Below are 18406 nucleotides of genomic sequence, written 5' to 3' on the forward strand. Positions count from 1 at the left end.
GATAAATCACATCTAATCGGGCGATTTTCCGGTAATCTACGATCGAGGGTGGAGGTGATTACAGACGCTCTCCTTAGTGGTCAAATTGGATATCAAACTCATGGCAGGACAGCACATTCTCAAGTGGTTTCAGCAGCGTCCCTGGCTGTTATTGCCGCTATTGGGAGTCATTCCACTGGCGGGGCTGGCGCTTAATCAGCTTACAGAACAGCCTAAACCTCAAGTGAGTCCGGTTGTGCTGTCTCCGATCGCGTCGGTTCCGATTCCTGCCTCGTCTAAGTCTCCTCAACCCAAATCTTCGACTTCACCGAAACCAACGGCAGGTCTGATTCCGGTAAATCCAGCAACGTTTACAAAAGAGCAATCTGCCATTAATGCACAGGCAAAGGCGGCATTTGCGGCATCTACAGCGACAGTAGATTCATTTATTGAGATGCATGTGGGAATCGCGATCGGAGTGAGCAGTGCCTCGATCGGTTCGTCTACGGGGGCTGATATGACCGATGAGAAGGGGCGTTCTCTGCACTCGCTCGCGGCAGGAGCGGCATATCCAGCACAAGCCGGGACTCTAGGCGCATGGCAGATTCCGGCACTGGTTTGGGTGGAACCTGCGGCAGGAGGCGTGCTGTATTTGGGTGATAAACCTTATCGCGGTAAGTTTTTGCTGGCTTCGCAACAGGGGCGAATTTGGGTCGTAAACTATATCGACTTGCGGCACTATCTCTCTAGCGTAGTTGGCAGTGAGGTGTCTCCTAATTGGCACATGAATGCGCTTAAAGCTCAAGCGGTGGCGGCTCGATCGTATGCGTTGACCTATTATTTCAAACCTGCAAACGCACTCTATCAAATGGGAGCCGATGAATATTATCAGGTTTATAGCGGCATTTCGAGAGAAGCCGATCGGACTCAGCAAGCAGTGGATGCGACAGCAGGAGAGTTTGTGAGCTATCGCGGCGGCATTGTAGAATCGCTTTATGCAGCCTCCGACGATATCGTGGCGGAAGCATTTCAGGGAAAGGGGATGAGCCAGTTAGGGGCGTTGAATTTAGCAGAACACGGCTATTCTTATCATCAAATTTTGGCGAATTACTATCCCAAAACAGGCGTTGCGAGAATTGAGCAAGATCACGAGTAGTGATGTTTCGTATGAGTCAGAACCACACGATGAGACAGCCTATTTTCTTTTTAGTGAAGCGAATCGGGCAAAACTGTTGGGCACGATCGAGCGGTCAGAAAATCCCAATAGTCTAGTAGTGATCACTCTAGAAGAGTGGAATAAGAAATATTGTCCTTCAGAAGAAGGCATTTCAACAATTCAAACATCGAACTGTTAGAACTGAAATTAACTCAGTAACCGAACTGATAAAAGCACGATTCGTTAAGAAATTTTGTGAGTTCACTGGATTCTGAGGAAGAAGTGCGGACTTGGCTCGATCGACGACACTAATATTCAATGAGTAACGAAGTTAAGGCTTACCTTTGGGGCTTTTTAGGAATCATCGGATTCGGTTTAACATTGCCCGCTACAAAAGCAGCAATTCCTTTATTTGGGATCGTTGCAGTTGGCATTGGTCGTGCTGTTGTTTCTGGTATTTTAGGATTATCTCTACTGTGGATCACAAAGAGTAAAATACCTACTTTTAAGCAGATTCAAAGATTGAGCATCGTAGCATTAGGCGTTGTTTTTGGCTTTCCGCTTTTTAGCGCCTACGCAATGAATTATGTTCCTGCATCTCATGGCGCGATCGTAACGGGTCTTCTACCATTATTCACAGCGTTATTTGCTGTAATCTTAGCAAACGAGAAGCCAACCGCTAGATTTTGGGCATCTGCTGTTGTGGGAAGTGCCACGATCGTGATCTATTCTATCTACGTGAGTGGTGGAATTCTTCACGTTGCTGATATCGCATTGCTATTCGCTGTGATTAGTGCAGCGTTAGGCTATGCAGAAGGAGCGAGATTAGCCAAAGAACTCGGAAGTTGGCGAGTTGTCTGCTATGCGTTGGTGCTGTCGTTGCCAATTTCAATTCCAATATTTTGTGTTTCAGTGCAGATAAACCCTCAGCACAACGTAATTTCTGCGTGGATTGGATTCGCTTACGTGAGCGTTATTAGTATGCTTCTCGCCTTCTTTGCCTGGTATCGTGGATTAGAGCTAGGCGGTATTGCAAAAGTTGGACAACTGCAATTACTTCAACCCTTTATTACAATTTTTGCGTCTGCTGTTTTGTTTTCAGAAAAGCTTTCTCCTGATATGTTCTTGGTGTTAGCGATCGTGTTAGCGTCCGTATATCTAGGCAAAAGATCAAGGGTTCTAAAAATTTAGCGTTTATGCGAGGCGTAATGGATAATCCAAGTTATTACAAAACGATGGCAGACTATAACCATTGGATGAATCAAAACCTCTATACCGTCTGTTCTAAAATCTCAGACATCAAACGTCGAGAGGACTTAGGCGCGTTTTTTAAGTCTATTCACGGGACGTTAAATCATATTTTGGTGGGCGATCGGCTCTGGCTAGGACGTTTTACTAAGCAGCCCTTTCTCGCAAAATTAGATCAAGAAATCTACTCAGACTTTGACGAGCTTCGTCGAGAACGGGAACTCACTGACCAGCAAATTATAGAGTGGTGCGATACCGTGTCTTCTGAGTGGCTCAATCACCCGTTTACTTACACCAGAACTACTAGCCCGATCGCACAAACTCGACCTGGATGGCTGCTGGTAACGCATTTTTTCAATCATCAAACTCATCATCGTGGTCAGATAGCAACGCTGCTGAACCAGTTAGGATACGATTTAGGAGTGACTGATTTGCCTTATCTACCGAGTTTAGAGACGCAGTGAAAACGAATGCTGTGCGCGTTTTAGACAATCTGGGTATTGCCTATGAGTTGCGCGACTATGACATTAACCCCGATGATTTAGCGGCTGAAACCGTCGCGGCTAAAATCGGATTTCCGCCAGAGCAAGTGTTTAAAACGCTGGTGGTACGGGGCGATCGCACAGGCATTCTGTTAGCGGTGATTCCGGGAAACACTCAGCTAGATCTGAAAGCACTTGCCCAGGTGTCGGGCGATCGTAAAGTAGAGACAGTTTCTCTCAAAGAAGTTCAGCCGCTAACAGGCTACATTCGCGGCGGGGTCACGGCTCTGGCGTGCAAAAAAGACTATCCTATTTTTGTCGATGAGTTGATCGAGATCTTTGAGGTCATCTCGATCTCTGCGGGAGTGCGCGGAACGCAAATCTTGCTGGCTCCTGCGGATTATCTTCGAGCCGTCAAAGGAACCGTGGGCATGATTTCACAGGACAAACCTTAGAATTCAAGTGTTTTTAGCTGGGGCAGCAGTTCCGCAAAGGCGCGTCCTCGATGGCTGATGTCATGCTTGATGTCAGGCGACATTTCTGCAAAGGTCATCCCCTGCGCTGGCACATAAAAAATCGGATCGTAGCCAAACCCTTTTGACCCGCGAGGAGCCGTGAGAATCTCACCAGGACAAATGCCCTGAGTCTGAAGCACGATCGTCCCATCCGGTCGCGCCAGAGCGATCGCGCACACAAACCGAGCTTGACGATTTGGATTGTCTCCCAATTCGCGCAGCAATCGGGAAATGCGATCGTCATCGGTCTTGCCATATCGAGCCGAAAACAACCCTGGTGCGCCATCCAAAGCAGCGACTTCTAGACCAGAATCATCGGCGATCGACCAATGACCCAATGCTTTAGCAACCTGTGACGCTTTCAGTCCAGCATTTTCGAGAAAAGTCGTTCCGGTTTCCTCAATATCTAACGTGTCTGGCTTGAGGGTCAACTCCCAAACCGGGTCGGTGAGATATGCCTGCATTTCGTGCAGTTTGCCAGGATTTCCGGTGGCGACAATGAGTTTAGGCATGAGTTGTAACCAGTTCTGTGACTCCAATCCACTGCTGGAGCGCTTCCCAGTTCAAAATGTCTTGCAGCAGGGTCTGATAGCCCGATACATTGGGGTGCAGCCCATCTTCGGTTAGCTGAGTTTGACACCAGGTAATGCCGCGAGACATCCACAGATCAAAGAGGTCTAGATAGGGGATTTGTCGCTCATAGCAGGCGATGCGCGTGGCTTCTTTATAGCGGTGCTGGTCGGCGTGGTTGTAGTAGAGACAGTCAAGAAAGGGCATTTTAGTCTCGTCTACGGGCACTGCGCCCACAAACAAGACGGGGCAGAGGCGACGGGCACGATCGAGCAGGTCTGCAATGCCCACCTGAAAACCCTCAAACTCGGTGAAATTTTTGCCGTCCAATCGGGCAAGTCTAGGAGAATCGTTGGTTCCTACAGAGAGAATAATCAGATCGGGGACTTTGTTTCGCAACTCACCGCGATGCCGAAATTCGTCTTCTAGCCGTCTGGCGACCTGTCGTACCCCATCTCCGCGCACTCCCAGGTTATAGAGAGCGTGATTAGCGTTACCAGGGGTCATCCACTGCCGCCGCAGACGCTCGACCCAACCGCCTCCGATCGGATCACCAAAACCATAAATTAGACTGTCTCCAAGGGCGAGCAGTCTCAATGAGGGCTGATTTACTTGAAATTCATTCAGTTGAGATGAGGAAGCGATTGTTTGCATGAAGGCGGGCGATCGGGGTCAGGTCTGCGCTATTAATAGAGTATGCTTCTTGAGAATCTACCACTATGGAAGAAGATTTTCAAATCTTCACACTCCTTGGGTGAACCTATATTGTCTCATAGGCATATAGAGCCTGGTAGCTCTTGTTTTCTGCGAACTATTCACCAAATGCAATCCCTATGGCAAAGTCTGGCTCTCTTCATAAGCGCCCCGTGTTTGATACGACTCAGCTAATGCGTCGAGCAGATGAACTAATCTCGGCAGCGTCTAACCGTTATCGCATTACGGTTCAGGTGGCAAATCGTGCTAAACGGCGGCGTTTTGAAGATTTTGATAGTGGGGACGACCCCATGATGAAGCCTGTAATGCGGGCGATCGTTGAGATGTCTGATGAGCTAACTCAACCAGAAATCATCGGCGAGTAGCTTAATTTCTGAATCGATTAGAGTGGGGTAGAGGCGAACCTCAAACGCTTCCGCCCTATTCTTCTATTGAATGACTTTAAGAAAGGTTATTGATCAGGAACCTTAAAGAAAATCTCGTAGGGCGAGGCAAACCACTTGAGAAACCCTGGTGGCAAAGGAGGCTTTGCACCCGGTTTTAGAGGGAGATACTGAGAGCGATAGGCATCTAGAGCCTGTATCTTTTTATCTCGTGTGCCAGCGATCGCAAGGCGATACACATTCTCGATTTCTGCTGCCTTGAAGTCGATCTGCTGCGGTCGCCAGTTTGCCCAAACGGGATATTGAATTAGCTCTAGCGCTTGCTGAGATTGAAGAATCGCCGATCGCACCAGAGCATAGGTCTCTTGATGATCGGGATGGATCTCTTTACGGTAAGTCACATACACTTCTTGGGCGTGGGTCATCTTGAGCAATTCAACCAACTGCTCGACTACTTGCTGACGCTTTGCTTCGGGTAGGGCGGGTAAGCTGCCATCGGGTAAATCGAGAAAGTGGATCTCTGAGGACTGAACGCCTAGCGTGTTCAAAGCGGCTAGGGCTTCATGTTTGCGAATTTCAACCAGTTCTGCGATCGTCTTAATGCGCTCGTGATTAAACTGTGAGTCTTGCCCATCGGTCATAAACACGACCCAAACCGGGACTCCTTGCTGACGCTTTAATGCGATCATGCCACCGCATCCTAAAGTTTCATCATCTGGATGAGGAGCGAACACGATCGCAGGCTTTTGGTTTGAGAGCATGGGCTGACTCTTGAGGTGCAAAATCCAACATCTCAGCACTTTTGCGCGAAGATTTTGCTTTCTCCAAGCGAGGGCAGACCTCACCTTCTGGTAAAACTTGACTAAGATCATGATATTTTTAACTCGACAGGAGTAGACGATCGCATCAACGACTCAGCAGCGCTCGCAGCTCAGTCACGATCAGGTCATCTTGAGAGACTTGCATCCGATTAGCACGCTGTTTTCTAGCGCTTGTAAGCAGATCTTGAGCGATCGTGGGTGAAAGCACTCGCATGAGCAGGAGCTTGAAGAGCAACCCTAAAGTCTTTTTCTGGAGGAGAATCTGGGGATGAAACTTAACGGCTGTTAACAACTTTTGGGTTGCTAGATTAACTCCATCCTTCTCCCTGCAACGACTGATATAAAGATGAGCTAAAAACTGATAGAGATTGGCGAGACTCTGCTTTTTGAGCGGTTTTAAGAATGAAGGAGCAGCCTGAAACGACTTCTCAATGACTTTGAGAGAATTTTGCTCCATGACTTCGACTTGTGAAGAGGCTGAGGTGGCAGACTGACGATAAAAAACTTGGGGCTTGTTCACGGCGACAAACTCCCAACGGGCGGCGAGACGCAGGTAGAGATCCCAGTCTTCACCGTGGGTTAGGCTTGGGTCAAACCCGTTGACTGACTCAAGCGCGTGCCGACGAATTAAAGGGTTGGAGCCGGGGCTGAGAAGAAAGTTTTTGGTCAGTAGTTTTGCGTAAACATCTCCTTCGGGCAACGTCAGGTTGTCAACGTGAAAGGTTTTTCCTTGCTCGTCCATAAAGCAGGTTCTGCTGTAGGCGACTCCTGCTTGAGGGCACTGGGTTAAAGCAGCAAACTGGCATTCAAGCTTATCAGGTGTCCATAAGTCATCTGCATCAATAAAGGTGATGAAGTTACCTGTGGCGTGCTGAAGACCTCGATTGCGAGCGATCGAGACCCCTGCGTTTTCGTAGGAAAAAACGTTGAGACGAGCATCCCGGACTGTGTTTAACCGCTCTAATGTGCGATCGGTGGAGCCGTCATTGATGACAATTAGCTCAAAGTCTGAAAAGGTCTGCAACTGGAGTGACGCGATCGTCTCTAAAATGGTCCGCTCTGTATTATAAGCGGGAACAATAACGGATATAACTGGCATAGATTTAAATTTTTCTTTAAAGAATTAACGTGAATCCACCTATAAAACCTGATGCTGGCAGAGGCAACGCTTAAAGAAGGTGGTGCGGGTAAATGAGAAACTTGTGCGAATGCCACGAAAACTTAAAGACAATGATGACTTAGGTAATTTACAGACCTAAACCGTAAATTTTGAACCCGCAGTAAAATTTTATACAGTCTCTGTCTATTTCTAATACTTTTGAAAGTTTCTTTATAAGAAATTCATGGTGAGACATTTTTATCTTACTGATAGTAAATGTAGAGAATTCCAATTATTGTCTGTCAGGGCAGCGTTTTTCTACGTATACCAGATCACAACTCAGTGCTGATAAGCGCTTTTGACAAAATGCTGCTTAGAAGAGAACTTTTTTAAAATAAGGCTACGAAAACCTTGAAGCAATTTTTGGCGTTTCTGAATGCAGCTACGAATTGACCCTCAACCCCAACCACTTCAGGAAACGAGAACCGCCCTACTATTCATTACATTCAAATTAAGGGAACACTTAACCGAGAATCACCTTAATGTGAGGACGGAAAATTGGAGGAACGTGCGTTTTGGCTGGCGTGGTCGCAAATTCCGGGCATTGGTCCGGTGTTGATCAAGCGACTATATCGGCATTTTGGCAGTCTGGAATCCGCTTGGGAAGCCAGCCCAAAAGAGTTAATGGAAGTTGAGGGAATCGGAAGTCAAACCGTAGAAGAGCTTCTGCCAGAGCGAAATAAGTGTCAGCCCGATCGCTTGCTGCAACAACACGAACAAAAGAATGAACATTTTTGGACTCCTGCCGAGGCTGATTATCCTCGATTGCTACGAGAAATTCCTGATCCGCCGCCCGTGTTGTATTACTGCGGCGACTCTAAGCTGGTGAAAGATTTAGGGAACCTGCCCGCGATCGCGATCGTAGGGACTCGTGATCCCTCAGACTATGGCAGACGCTGGACGCGCAAACTTAGCTCAACTCTGGCACAAAATGGCTTTGTCGTCGTGTCTGGTTTAGCCGATGGCATCGACACCGAAGCTCACCACAACTGCATTGAGTCTGGAGGCAAAACCGTTGCTGTGCTGGGAACAGGAGTCGATGTCGTTTACCCTTGGGCAAATCGCCAGCTCTATCAAGAAGTGCTGCAAAACGGATGCGCTTTGAGCGAATATCCAGTGGGGACACAGCCCGATCGGACTCACTTCCCTCGTCGGAACCGAATCGTAGCGGGTTTGAGTCGAGCCGTGCTGGTGATTGAGGCTCCTAAAAAATCAGGTGCTCTAATTACGGCATATCTCGCCAACGACTATGGGCGCGATGTCTATGCACTTCCTGGCAGTTTAGATAATCTCAAATCAAAAGGCTGTCTGATACTGATCAGCAAAGGCGCACAAATGATTTTGGGAGAAGCAGAATTACTAGAAATGTTGGGGACGATGCCTCAGCTAGACTACCCAATTATGGACGCGACGCAGACGCAGTTACCCCTGATTGATCTGAGTGCAGAATTGAGTCAAGTGTTGCAATCGGTCAGCGAGATTGTCAAAACCACCAACGTGGACGCGGCTGCTTTTGATGCGATCGTAAACCAAACTGGGATGGCAGCAGGTTCCGTCTCAGGAGCGTTATTGCAGTTAGAAATGTTGGGACTCGTTTCACAATTACCGGGAATGCGCTATCAGATTCACTGAAGCCCTCTTCATCTCAGGACCAGCGTTCTGCCATTCCAAAAGGGTCAAAAATCGTTTACAAAAGCTAGTCGAAAGCTCCGTCGCCGCGCTGTTGCTAGATCGACTTTCTACCATTCCTGCGACATCTGGATGTTCGGGCTTTGTCGATGAACCTCTCGGCAACTTAATGCAGACTGAGCCGAGGGCAATCTTAGATATTCAGATATATATTAAAAACCTCGCCCTGTGGCTGGCACCAGAAAGATAATCTTAAGGGGATATCTAAGGTGTGAAAGAGTCACTGTGATGAGAAGCGACCTGTAAATGAAGTCTATATGGTGCAAGCTTTCTAGTTCAATTTGGTCTGGTTGAACGCCCCATGACCCAGGCTTCTTTCTGGCTCAGAACAAAGCAGGAGATAGAGGTCGCCCAATAATTCAGGGCAGTCTATGGCATTTGAGAACCTGGCTCTAAGCCCCACTGATGCTTAAGAAAGTGACGATACATCGTTTCACGCATGACCATTTGCTCATAGAGCTTGATCAAAAAGTCTTGAGCTTGCTCATGGCTCATCTTTTCGACTTGGGTTTCAAACGATCGAATGCTGAATCTTTGTTCCAGAGACAGTTCTACAGGTTGGTTCATAATACACTCCAATGTAAAAGAGAGTAGGTCAGCTAGAGAATCATTGGTTTGGAAAGCCGTTAGTAGGTTCTCGTTGGACTGGATTGATTTTTCAAAGATACCCAATGAATCAATCAACCTGTCCCTTGCTATTACAAAAGATAACAACTATTTGACAAAACGACCATACCCCGCTCGGATTACTTTAGCAAAGGTTCTCATACCTCATTGGAAGTGAGCCTCAAAACGGTATGTATCGCGACAGACTAGCAGAAATTTTGGTAGCGATTATGACAAAAGGGAGACTTATTGATCAGGTAAATCTTTCGTTCGACAGTTGCATGATTAGATCTTCTCAACATGTACTGGTTGAACATTCTCACTGAAAATGCCGCTAATAGTCACTGCGGCTCAGACTCTCGATCGTCACAATCACGACTGTAATATTGTCTCGCCCGCCATGATCTTTTGCGGCATTAATCAGGGCAGAGGCGGCTTTCTCACCGACCTGGATCGACTTCAGTTGGTTTGTGATCAATTGGTCAGAAAGCTCTTCAGTCAAGCCATCGCTGCAAAGTAACAGGCGATCGCCCGGTTGCACAGACAGCGAGTTGACATCAACTTTCTGAAGGTCTTCTCGCCCTAGACACTGAGCAAGAACGTGACGTAGTGGGTGAGTTCGCGCTTGGTCAGGAGTGATTTCGCCTAAACGCATTGCCCGCGCCACCCAAGTGTGGTCTTCTGTGATTTGGTCTAGTTTTGACCCGTGCAGACGATAGAGCCGAGAATCACCAACGTGAGCACATAAAGGTTGGTCATCTCGAAAGATCACCACGACGACCGTAGTCCCCATGTCCGATCGTTCCGGGTGCTGCTGTTGATCATCTAAGATCGCTTGATTTGCCTCTAACAAAGATTTCTCTAACAAATCTTGTGAAGGAATCGCTGCGTTCCAATGAGCATCTAAACATAACTGAATGACTTGCGTCACTAGACGACTGGCTTCTTGCCCCCCTGCGTGCCCACCCATGCCATCTGCCACGATAAAAAACCGCCCATCTGAGTCGAGGTGATAGGCATCTTGGTTGACAGCACGGATCAAACCCGTATCCGTCATCCCGGTGAAGAGGCATTTCATGGGTGAGCGAGGATAGTTAGAGACACTCCAGCTTAAGGCATTCGTTCATAACGATCGAGCTTAATTAACAATCGGATCAACACGATCGCGGCAGCAAGTGCGGCAACTGCCATCGCAATGGCTAACCAGAGATAGTGACTCACAAACAAAATAGTCGCAGAAACCGTAAACGCACAGGTCAGCAGCGTGTAGTTAGTGCCCATGTTCACGCCACTGATGCGTCGCAGAACGCGATCGGTTTCGGTCGATCGCACGCGCACGCGAATATCACCTCGCTCTAGTTTGTCTAGCGTATCTTCAATACGACGGGGCAACCCAAACGCGGTGCTGCCGACTTGAACCGCTTGACGACTTAGTTCATTCAGCAGGCTTCCCGTCTCTGAGGAGGAATTTCCGTTGGTCATAAGTTGCATTGCAAAAGGTTTTGCAACCTCCATAAAGTTAAAGTCTGGGTCTAAGCCTTTGCCCACCCCTTCTAAAGTGGAAAAAGCACGCATCACAAACGTGAATGTTGCCGGAAAGCGAAACGGCTGATCGTAGGCAATTTCATATAGGTCGTCGCTAATAGCGCTGACAGACTGATCCTCAAAGGGTTTATCCATGAAGTGGTCTAACATGAACTGCACCGATCGCCGCACTGGACCCATGTCATCAGTGGGAGCCAATGCCCCTAATGCAACCAGAGACTCAACCACCCGATCAGCATCTTTCTGCGCCACCCCAAAAAAGGTATCCAATAACTTCTCGCGGGTGATGGCTTGCACCTGCCCCATCATGCCAAAGTCATAAAAGATTAGAGAGCCGTCGGGGCTGACCGCAATGTTGCCAGGGTGAGGATCTGCGTGAAAAAATCCATTGTCCAGCAGTTGATGGAGATAGGCTCTAGCCCCCATTTGGGCAAGTTCTTTACGATCGAGTCCGGCTGCCTCTAAGGCTTCATAATGGCTAATCTTAATTCCAGGAGCATATTCTAGGCTCAACACGCGGGGGGAAGTAGAACGCCAGTAGACTCGCGGCACTTTTACCCAGTCCATGCCTCTAAAATTGCGGCGGAAGGTGTCTGCGTTGCGCCCCTCGTTGAGGTAGTCGATTTCTTCCCAGAGGATTTTGCAGCACTCGTCGTAAATGCCGAGCCAGTCGCGCCCTTTGCCCCACTCTGGATGGTTTTGAAAATAGCGAGTAATGCCCTTGAGAATTTGCAGATCAATTTCAAAGAGTTTGCGAAGTCCGGGACGCTGAATTTTAACGACAATCTCTTCGCCAGAGTGCAGTTGCGCTCGGTGAACCTGCCCTAAACTAGCGGCAGCCAGCGGAATCGGATCAAAGCTGCGAAAGAGTTCTGCGATCGACTTGCCCAAATCTTGCTCGATAGTCGATTCGACCTGCTCATAGCTAAACGCTGGAACGCGGTCTTGCAGTTTAGATAATTCTTCAACAAATTCTGGTGCAAACAGGTCGGCGCGAGTCGAGAAAAGCTGCCCAATTTTGATGAAGGTAGGTCCAAGATCTAACAGCGTCTCGCGAATCCAAACTGCCAGGTTCCTTCGTCTCGTCGCCTTTTTCTCGTCTGAAATGCCGCCCTGATAGCTCCACGACTCTTTATAGAGCCACCTCGCCCCAACCAGCTTGAGCACAAATGCCCAAATGTCGATAAAGCGACCCCGACGTGAATAATTTTCTCGACTCCAGCGATAGGCTTTTGCAGAGTGGAGTTTCCCCATTGATTTACGGGTTCTATCAGGCATTGCAGGGGGCAACGCTATAGCGTTAAGTGGGAGTTGCTCAGGGCGATCGTGGAGATCAGCACCCGTGACTGACTCCGCCGTTTCTATAAAAATTTCGCTGTGCGAACGCTGAGGCGTAGTGGAGTCATTTGGAGGAACAGACACTCGACTTTCCAACTAAATAGGGCTGATGTAACTCGATAACAAGCGTAGTGTTGTTTAGATAGAACGACTACGATGGCTTTGTAGAGCTGATCTGAGTTGGGCAATCTCGGCGCGAAGGTCGTCGATCGTCGCTTGCAAATCTTCAGTTTGAGACTCTACGCGCACTCCAGTCGAACCCGTTCTAGCCTGCATCGCGATCTCTTCTTCGCGGGCTGCTCTTTCGGCAACCTGATCGACGAAGATTCTTAAATTTTCTCGCTGCTCGGCATCAAATTTGCCTAACTCGCTGAGGGCATTGGTGACCCCGTTTTCTAGCTGTTCGTAGGCGATTTCGGCGATCGCTCGACCCATAAAAAAGGCGTGAACCAGAGAGGTGTTCATAGGAAGTTTTAGTTAGGCGCGCTGCCAAGATTATAGCTTGCTTATGAGAGGGATGAAGTCAGAAGGGGTTTAAAGTTTTGGGTCGTTCTTTGAAGTCGGAACTACGGGAACTGCCTCGCGATTGGTGCCAGGAGTAGATTGAGTGGGCGGCACTGGGTCGCTCGTCGCTGGAGCGGGTGCAGTCGAGGGCGCGATCGCAGGAGCCGAGCCAGCCGGAATCGGGTCAGACTTCACGGTTGGGGCAGCCGGGATGGGTTTAGCAGACGATCGACGAGGCGTTCCTGATGAAATGGACGGAGCAGCCACTTCTTCCCTATTATTCGCAGGGAGAGGCGCATTATTTGAGGATTTTGATGTAGGTGAAGCACTCCGAGGAGATGCCAAATTATTTTGATAATCCCCTGGAACCGCACCTGATTTTTCAATCGGGACATCAGACATATCTCCTTGAGGAGTCAGCGTTCCTTTCCAATCTTTTGAGGGGAAGGCTTGATTGGGATGAAAGAAGCTAGCACCCGGAGCGCGAGCGGCACTGAAACGTAACGCCAACCCAAACCCCACCCCGATCGAGACAGCAGCCGCGCTCGTTATTCCAAGAAATTTAGGCAGACGTTGACTAATGCCGAGCGGAATCGCCATTGATGCTAAAGACAGCTTACGAGGCGGAATTGCGGAAATCGATTTAGGTGCAGAAGGGGGTTTCTGCGGAGCGATCGTCGCCGGAGATGGGCGTTTGGTGGCGAGATTATCTTCCTGCACGATCGCGGCTTTGACAGGTTCTGACTTTGGTAAAACGGGTAACGAGGTGGCGATCGGGGGAGCCACCTGTTTTTTGGCGACTTCTAAAACTGGCTCTATTAGTTGAGCAGGCTGACTAGGAGTCGTCAGCGCCGTAGCAGAGGCGAGAGGAACGGCTTCAAGGGGCAACAGGTTTAGCCAATCAGCGATCGTTTGAGGGCGATGAGTTTCATCAGAGGTCATTCCTCGCAAAATCGCTTGCTTGATTGTTGGATTCCACGATTGATCGAATTGAGGAGATCTGGGAGAACGGGCGGATAGCAAATAATAGAGAGTGGCAGAGAGGCTGTAGAGGTCGATCGCGAATCGGTTCTCGGCGATCCTAGGTTGATTGGGAGGCGCAAATTCGTTGAAGTCAGAACGATTCGTCTGAGGTGAGTTGACGGCACTCGCGACTTCGTGGGCGATTCCAAAGCCAACCAGCACAGCTAGCTTAGTGCCGGGGCGACGAATGATCGAGCTAGGTTTGAGATTGCGGTGAACTAGCCCGTTGCGATGGGCAATCTCAATCGCTGATCCAATTTGTCGAACGTAATGAATTGCCTCAGCTTCGGGCAATGCTCCGTTAAATTTGACCTGTTCTGCCAGCGTGTGCCCTGGCACATGTTCCATCACGAGAAAGGGAAGGTTTTCTTCTTGAAAGAAGTCGAGAACTCGGACAATGCTGGGATGTTGACTTCGGGCAAGAAGTCGCGTTTCTTCGACAAAGCGCTGGTGCAACTGAGGAAAACTGCGCGTCACCTGCAAACTAGACTCTAGGGTTTTGATGACGACAATCTGATTCAAGAGCGTTTGAGTTGCGAGATAAGTGATGCCAAGTCCTTCCTCTCCCAAAGCTTGATTTAACAGGTATTTACCGCTTTGTAAGGTCATTCCTGGTGTCAGCTTCATTGGGTTTCCTCCACAATTCCAGACTATGCTACCTTTTTCTGAACGATCTTTGAGGATCAGGACTTAGGACTTTGGGGTGTAGTGGTGTGCTAGATACGCCTCGGCTTCGGCTCGATCGTGCACTTTCCCATCCAACGTAACTGCCAGCAAATCATCTAAAATTTGCTTGAACTGCCGACCTGGTTGATAGCCCAGTGCTTTGAGATCGTTGCCGTCTAGAAGTGGCTTGACATGCGCCCAAACGGTCAAATAACACCAAATCTGTCTGCGAATCGATCGGGAACTCTTGACCGCTACGAGCATTAAGAGCGGCAGTTCGTAAGGTTTTAATTGCTGCGCTATCTGGCTTGGCGGCTGACGGGTTGACAAATTCGCCAACGCAGATTGAGCGGCTTCAAGCTGGTCTAATCGCTCGGTGCCATCCGCCGAGAGTTGCAGGTTTTGGGCAACAAGAGCACGATCGCTCGGTGCCAGATCCGCGATCAGAACTTCTAGAAGCACCTGCCAGTGAGTCAACGTTTGGGAGCGATCGAAGCGACGCAGCCAACGATCCGCCAAGCGTAATTGCCACCTTAATTCGTCGTTTAACGTGAGACTGGGATGAATGCAGCTCAATGCTCCCAAATGATCTAGCTGCTTTAACGCTGCCTTCCAATAAGACGATTGCAGAATGTATTTGAGTTCTGATTTAAGACGAGTTTGCAGCGCGGGGGCACTGACTCGACCTGCCACTTGACGGTTTTGGACTTGTTCATAAATGCCACTGGCGATCGCATAGCGAATATAGCGTTCGGTTTGTGGCTCAATCTCAAATCCTAGCCGCACTGCAAATCGAACGGCTCGATAAATTCGGGTGGGATCTTCGATAAAACTATTGGGGTGCAGGACTCGAATTTGTTTTGCCTGCAAATCTAGCGCTCCGCCGAAGAAATCTAGCAGATCACCTGAACGGGGATTAGTCAGCCGCAGCGCCATTGCGTTGATGGTGAAATCTCGACGATAGAGATCTTGACGAATCGAACTTGCCTCAACTTCTGGGTTTGCCGCTGGGTAAGGATAAAACTCAGTTCGGGCGGTGGCGATGTCAATCCACAGCGAGTCAAAGGTGGGATCTTTGTGCCACAGCAGCGCAGCAGTTTGAAATCGTCCGTGAATGTCTAGACGCGCATCGGGATAGAGACTTTGCAGCGATCGCGCTAACTCCACCCCTGCGCCCACGTCTGCCGAGCGATGAAACCCATCAACGACTAAATCAACGTCAGTCAGCGTCACGGGTTCTTGAGAATTGGTCAGCAGCAAATCGCGCACGCCTCCGCCTACTAAATAAAGATGCCAACCGCGCTGTTCTGCCTGATGTGCCGCGATCGCTAATAATTCTTGCAGGTGGAGAGAGAGCCGATCGAGACTAATTTTAGGTTTTGAAGTCTGGATTTTGGAGTTTGAAGGGTTCGTCTCATCTCTAGGGTGAGTATTGGCTTGATGAAGTTGCCGCAACACATCTGTGCGCGTCACAATGCCAATGAGTAGACCGCGATCGAGTACAGGCAACCGACCAATGTCATAAGTGACCATCAACGCCTCGATTTCTGGTAATCGCGTCTCAGGCACGATCGTCTTCACGTTCGTGGACATATACCCTTTAACTGGGGCGTGACCAAATCCGTGATGAAAGGCGATGTCTAAGTCACGACGAGAAATAATCCCGACTAGCTGATCATCGGCATCCACAACCGACAAACCCGAATGACCATAGCGTAAAAGAATGCGTTGAGCTGCCTCGATCGTCGTATCGGGGCGGATCGTGCGAACGGGCGATGACATCAATTCTCGTGCGGTGGGCGGCGGCGGAATTTGTGCCTTGAATCGCGTCAGAAGCTGGGTCAAGACTACTTGAAAATCGCCGTCTTTCAGCGTCACAGCGGCAGCTTTGGAATGTCCGCCTCCGCCCAGAGGTTTGAACAACTCATTGAGATCGGTGCCCTCGATGCGCGATCGACCGATCACACTCAGCACGTTTCCATCGTCAACCTGACAGTTGGCTCCTCGACAATAGCGGTGGGTCAACAGCAGCGCATCACTTTCAGTCAATTCCACAATTCGAGAAGCGAGGCTAGAAAGTCCGGGTATATAGTCCTCAGTTTTTAGCGTCACCCAAGAGAGAATGTAGCCTTGAATCGTTTCGGACTGTAAATTTTCGAGTGCCACACTCAGCAGATCTTGCAGCATCGGCGAGAGTCCGGGATCGACGTATTCTGCGATCGCCCGCAAATTTGCCCCCTGAGTCATCAACCACGCTAGCGCCAGGGCATCTCGTGCCGTTGAGTGGTCAAACGTCAGCGATCCGGTATCGACGTGAATACCTAGCGCCATTGCCGTGGCTTCGATCGGAGTCAGCAAAATCTTCTCCGTCTGAAGTCGTTCAGCGATTAACGTGGTCGTCGCTCCAACCGCTTCAACCTGACGTTCTTGAGCAGAAATATCGCTCTCTGCATCTTGATGATGGTCATAAACCGTGATGGAAATGTCGGGCAGATCTAACCATTCTGCAACGCTGCCTAAGCGATCGCGCCGTTGAGCATCAACCACAGACAGAGAGCGGATGGTTTGCGGGTTCACCGATCGCCGTTCAATTAGCGCATATTCATCGCGATATAGGGCTAAAAAATCTCGCACCGTGGGATGGGCACCCCCCGACAGCACAATCCGCGATCCCGGTAGGAGACGCGATAGCCCGATCGCGGCACCTAAGGTATCGAAATCTGCCGTGGCATGACATAGAATCAGATCCATTTTTCTGATAGGTTACTACTCAGGGTTAATCAATGTTGCAGCCTATATGCCGCCAAACCTAGATTTAATTTACTTGCTGTAGTAGGGAGAAGACGATGACCATTTTGTTTCAAGCCGCTTTGGCTGCTTTAGTCATGTTCTCATTTGTGATGGTTGTTGCAGTGCCAGTTGCTTACGCATCTCCTAAAGACTGGGATCAGTCAAAGCGCCTACTTTATCTAGGTGCTGGAATCTGGACTCTGTTGGTGTTAGCAGTTGGGGCATTAAACTTCCTCGTCGTTTGATAAAGTCATATAATTTAGGGGGAGGAAACACAATGCTTTCAACCCCTTCTAAACTGGAGTTCCGCAGATTAAGATGCCTGAGCAGAGCCTGAATTCTGACGCAAAACGCAAACTCTAAATAAATAACAGTGTCGCCTCTACTCAAAGGCTGACGATTTTGGTGGATTGAGCAAATATTCTTGGGGTCACAGTATTAGGTGGAAGCTGGGGCAATCTGCTCTCGATCGTAGCTGTGAAATGTTGATACTCAGACTGAAAAAATGACTATATTTGAAGGATCTTTTTCGCAAGCGGAGTCCCTTCGTTTTGCACTGGTGATTGCACGGTTTAACGACCTGATCACCAATAAGCTGGTAGAGGGGTGTCAAGACTGCCTCAAGCGCCACGGGGTTGATGTCAATCCTCAAGGCACACAGGTCGATTACGCCTGGGTTCCGGGCTGTTTTGAGCTACCACTGGTCGCCCGTCAGCTTGCCATCACTAACCGATATGATGCCATCATTTGCTTAGGTGCCGTCATTCGGGGGCAAACTCCTCACTTTGACTATGTTGCGTCAGAAGTCTCGAAGGGGATCGCGGCAACTGGGTTTCAAACAGGGGTTCCCGTCATTTTTGGCGTAATCACCGCAGACACCATGCAGCAGGCACTAGAGCGCGCCGGGATCAAGAGCAATCACGGCTGGGGCTATGGCATGGATGCCCTAGAAATGGCAAGCCTGATGCGTCAAGTCAAAAGTGCTTCGACAGCCAACCACTACCCAAACCCAGCGATCGAGCCCACCAATCACCACACGCTATCCGCCTCATTTCAGGAAGCTGTTGCCGAGCCATCTTCTGAATAACCGACTCTGTATGAGCATAAGCAACCTCTCTTCACCGACACTCAGCCCAAAAATAATCTCATTAGAGTCATAGAAAAACGTGCGTCGGAATTTATGCTATAAATCTACAGTAATCTCATCAAAAAACCGGA

19 protein-coding genes are annotated in these 18406 nt (G+C 49.1%); 9 read left to right on the top strand and 10 right to left on the bottom strand.

Annotated features, from left to right (window positions below; translation table 11 throughout):
- Positions 1-85 precede the first annotated feature (85 nt).
- From A8707_RS05970 to ybaK, 5 genes are all read left to right on the top strand, one after another.
- Positions 86-1135, top strand: a complete 1050-nt coding sequence (locus A8707_RS05970) for a SpoIID/LytB domain-containing protein (RefSeq protein ID WP_231947953.1) — start codon at positions 86-88, stop codon at positions 1133-1135.
- Positions 1116-1334, top strand: coding sequence for a hypothetical protein (locus A8707_RS05975; RefSeq protein WP_156518378.1), 219 nt, complete (start codon positions 1116-1118; stop codon positions 1332-1334). Before A8707_RS05970 ends, A8707_RS05975 begins: the two co-directional genes overlap by 20 nt.
- A 119-nt stretch (positions 1335-1453) precedes the next feature.
- A complete protein-coding gene (locus tag A8707_RS05980) occupies positions 1454-2326 on the top strand; it encodes a DMT family transporter (RefSeq protein ID WP_068815888.1) in 873 nt (290 codons plus the stop codon).
- A gap of 17 nt (positions 2327-2343) precedes the next feature.
- Positions 2344-2847, top strand: coding sequence for a DinB family protein (locus A8707_RS05985; RefSeq protein ID WP_068815889.1), 504 nt, complete (start codon positions 2344-2346; stop codon positions 2845-2847).
- Positions 2844-3320 (top strand): Cys-tRNA(Pro) deacylase, encoded by a 477-nt coding sequence (gene ybaK / locus A8707_RS05990; RefSeq protein ID WP_068815890.1) that lies wholly within the window; start codon positions 2844-2846, stop codon positions 3318-3320. The genes A8707_RS05985 and ybaK overlap by 4 nt, the downstream gene beginning before the upstream one ends.
- Here ybaK and rdgB read toward each other — a convergent pair.
- The gene (gene rdgB, locus A8707_RS05995) at positions 3317-3892 is read right to left on the bottom strand and encodes an RdgB/HAM1 family non-canonical purine NTP pyrophosphatase (RefSeq protein ID WP_068815891.1); all 576 of its coding nucleotides are present in this window, start codon (positions 3890-3892) and stop codon (positions 3317-3319) included. The two genes, ybaK and rdgB, sit on opposite strands and share 4 nt — an antisense overlap.
- Positions 3885-4604, bottom strand: coding sequence for a GDSL-type esterase/lipase family protein (locus A8707_RS06000; RefSeq protein WP_068815892.1), 720 nt, complete (start codon positions 4602-4604; stop codon positions 3885-3887). The genes rdgB and A8707_RS06000 overlap by 8 nt, the downstream gene beginning before the upstream one ends.
- Before the next feature lie 179 nt (positions 4605-4783).
- Between A8707_RS06000 and A8707_RS06005 the strand changes: the two genes are divergently transcribed.
- The gene (locus A8707_RS06005; protein ID WP_068815893.1) at positions 4784-5029 is read left to right on the top strand and encodes a DNA-directed RNA polymerase subunit omega; all 246 of its coding nucleotides are present in this window, start codon (positions 4784-4786) and stop codon (positions 5027-5029) included.
- Between the two features lie 86 nt (positions 5030-5115).
- Here the strand turns inward: A8707_RS06005 and A8707_RS06010 are convergent, their stop codons facing one another.
- Positions 5116-5919 (bottom strand): PIG-L deacetylase family protein, encoded by an 804-nt coding sequence (locus tag A8707_RS06010; protein WP_068815894.1) that lies wholly within the window; start codon positions 5917-5919, stop codon positions 5116-5118.
- Positions 5920-5953: 34 nt separating this feature from the next.
- Positions 5954-6967 carry a glycosyltransferase family 2 protein gene (locus tag A8707_RS06015; protein WP_068815895.1) on the bottom strand — a complete coding sequence of 338 codons (1014 nt, stop codon included), beginning with the start codon at positions 6965-6967 and terminating at the stop codon, positions 5954-5956.
- Between the two features lie 558 nt (positions 6968-7525).
- On the opposite strand from A8707_RS06015, the gene dprA reads away from it, so the two are divergent.
- Complete coding sequence (gene dprA / locus A8707_RS06020; RefSeq protein ID WP_068815896.1) at positions 7526-8659, top strand: DNA-processing protein DprA; 1134 nt, start codon at positions 7526-7528, stop codon at positions 8657-8659.
- Positions 8660-9085: 426 nt separating this feature from the next.
- Here dprA and A8707_RS06025 read toward each other — a convergent pair whose 3' ends face one another.
- The 6 genes from A8707_RS06025 to A8707_RS06050 all read right to left on the bottom strand — a co-directional run bounded on the left by A8707_RS06025 (position 9086) and on the right by A8707_RS06050 (position 17149).
- Positions 9086-9283 carry an NblA/ycf18 family protein gene (locus A8707_RS06025; RefSeq protein ID WP_068815897.1) on the bottom strand — a complete coding sequence of 66 codons (198 nt, stop codon included), beginning with the start codon at positions 9281-9283 and terminating at the stop codon, positions 9086-9088.
- 373 nt (positions 9284-9656) lie between these two features.
- Positions 9657-10400: a Stp1/IreP family PP2C-type Ser/Thr phosphatase gene (locus A8707_RS06030; RefSeq protein WP_068815898.1), complete on the bottom strand. Its 744-nt coding sequence runs from the start codon at positions 10398-10400 to the stop codon at positions 9657-9659.
- A 32-nt stretch (positions 10401-10432) separates the two neighbouring features.
- A complete protein-coding gene (locus A8707_RS06035; RefSeq protein WP_331711684.1) occupies positions 10433-12289 on the bottom strand; it encodes an ABC1 kinase family protein in 1857 nt (618 codons plus the stop codon).
- A gap of 54 nt (positions 12290-12343) precedes the next feature.
- Positions 12344-12670, bottom strand: a complete 327-nt coding sequence (locus tag A8707_RS06040; RefSeq protein WP_068815900.1) for a DUF6825 family protein — start codon at positions 12668-12670, stop codon at positions 12344-12346.
- Between the two features lie 69 nt (positions 12671-12739).
- Positions 12740-14359 carry a serine/threonine-protein kinase gene (locus tag A8707_RS06045; RefSeq protein ID WP_082906246.1) on the bottom strand — a complete coding sequence of 540 codons (1620 nt, stop codon included), beginning with the start codon at positions 14357-14359 and terminating at the stop codon, positions 12740-12742.
- 63 nt (positions 14360-14422) lie between these two features.
- Complete coding sequence (locus A8707_RS06050; protein WP_068815902.1) at positions 14423-17149, bottom strand: CBS domain-containing protein; 2727 nt, start codon at positions 17147-17149, stop codon at positions 14423-14425.
- A gap of 95 nt (positions 17150-17244) precedes the next feature.
- Here A8707_RS06050 and psbZ point away from each other — a divergent pair, with 95 nt between their 5' ends.
- Together psbZ and ribH are read left to right on the top strand one after the other, a co-directional pair.
- On the top strand, positions 17245-17433 hold the full coding sequence (gene psbZ, locus A8707_RS06055; RefSeq protein WP_068815903.1) for a photosystem II reaction center protein PsbZ: 189 nt from the start codon (positions 17245-17247) through the stop codon (positions 17431-17433).
- Between the two features lie 260 nt (positions 17434-17693).
- Positions 17694-18275, top strand: coding sequence for a 6,7-dimethyl-8-ribityllumazine synthase (gene ribH, locus A8707_RS06060; RefSeq protein ID WP_068815904.1), 582 nt, complete (start codon positions 17694-17696; stop codon positions 18273-18275).
- Positions 18276-18406: the final 131 nt, after the last annotated feature.

The organism is Phormidesmis priestleyi BC1401 (genome assembly GCF_001650195.1).
GTDB classification, from domain to species: domain Bacteria; phylum Cyanobacteriota; class Cyanobacteriia; order Leptolyngbyales; family Leptolyngbyaceae; genus Phormidesmis_A; species Phormidesmis_A priestleyi_B.

Coding starts and splice junctions, on each gene's coding strand:
- A8707_RS05980 (WP_068815888.1), top strand. CDS start 1,454: ATGAGTAACGAAGTTAAGGCTTACCTTTGGGGCTTTTTAGGAATCATC.
- A8707_RS05985 (WP_068815889.1), top strand. CDS start 2,344: ATGGATAATCCAAGTTATTACAAAACGATGGCAGACTATAACCATTGG.
- rdgB (WP_068815891.1), bottom strand. CDS start 3,892: ATGCCTAAACTCATTGTCGCCACCGGAAATCCTGGCAAACTGCACGAA.
- A8707_RS06000 (WP_068815892.1), bottom strand. CDS start 4,604: ATGCAAACAATCGCTTCCTCATCTCAACTGAATGAATTTCAAGTAAAT.
- A8707_RS06005 (WP_068815893.1), top strand. CDS start 4,784: ATGGCAAAGTCTGGCTCTCTTCATAAGCGCCCCGTGTTTGATACGACT.
- A8707_RS06010 (WP_068815894.1), bottom strand. CDS start 5,919: ATGATCTTAGTCAAGTTTTACCAGAAGGTGAGGTCTGCCCTCGCTTGG.
- A8707_RS06015 (WP_068815895.1), bottom strand. CDS start 6,967: ATGCCAGTTATATCCGTTATTGTTCCCGCTTATAATACAGAGCGGACC.
- A8707_RS06025 (WP_068815897.1), bottom strand. CDS start 9,283: ATGAACCAACCTGTAGAACTGTCTCTGGAACAAAGATTCAGCATTCGA.
- A8707_RS06030 (WP_068815898.1), bottom strand. CDS start 10,400: ATGAAATGCCTCTTCACCGGGATGACGGATACGGGTTTGATCCGTGCT.
- A8707_RS06040 (WP_068815900.1), bottom strand. CDS start 12,670: ATGAACACCTCTCTGGTTCACGCCTTTTTTATGGGTCGAGCGATCGCC.
- A8707_RS06045 (WP_082906246.1), bottom strand. CDS start 14,359: ATGAAGCTGACACCAGGAATGACCTTACAAAGCGGTAAATACCTGTTA.
- A8707_RS06050 (WP_068815902.1), bottom strand. CDS start 17,149: ATGGATCTGATTCTATGTCATGCCACGGCAGATTTCGATACCTTAGGT.
- psbZ (WP_068815903.1), top strand. CDS start 17,245: ATGACCATTTTGTTTCAAGCCGCTTTGGCTGCTTTAGTCATGTTCTCA.
- ribH (WP_068815904.1), top strand. CDS start 17,694: ATGACTATATTTGAAGGATCTTTTTCGCAAGCGGAGTCCCTTCGTTTT.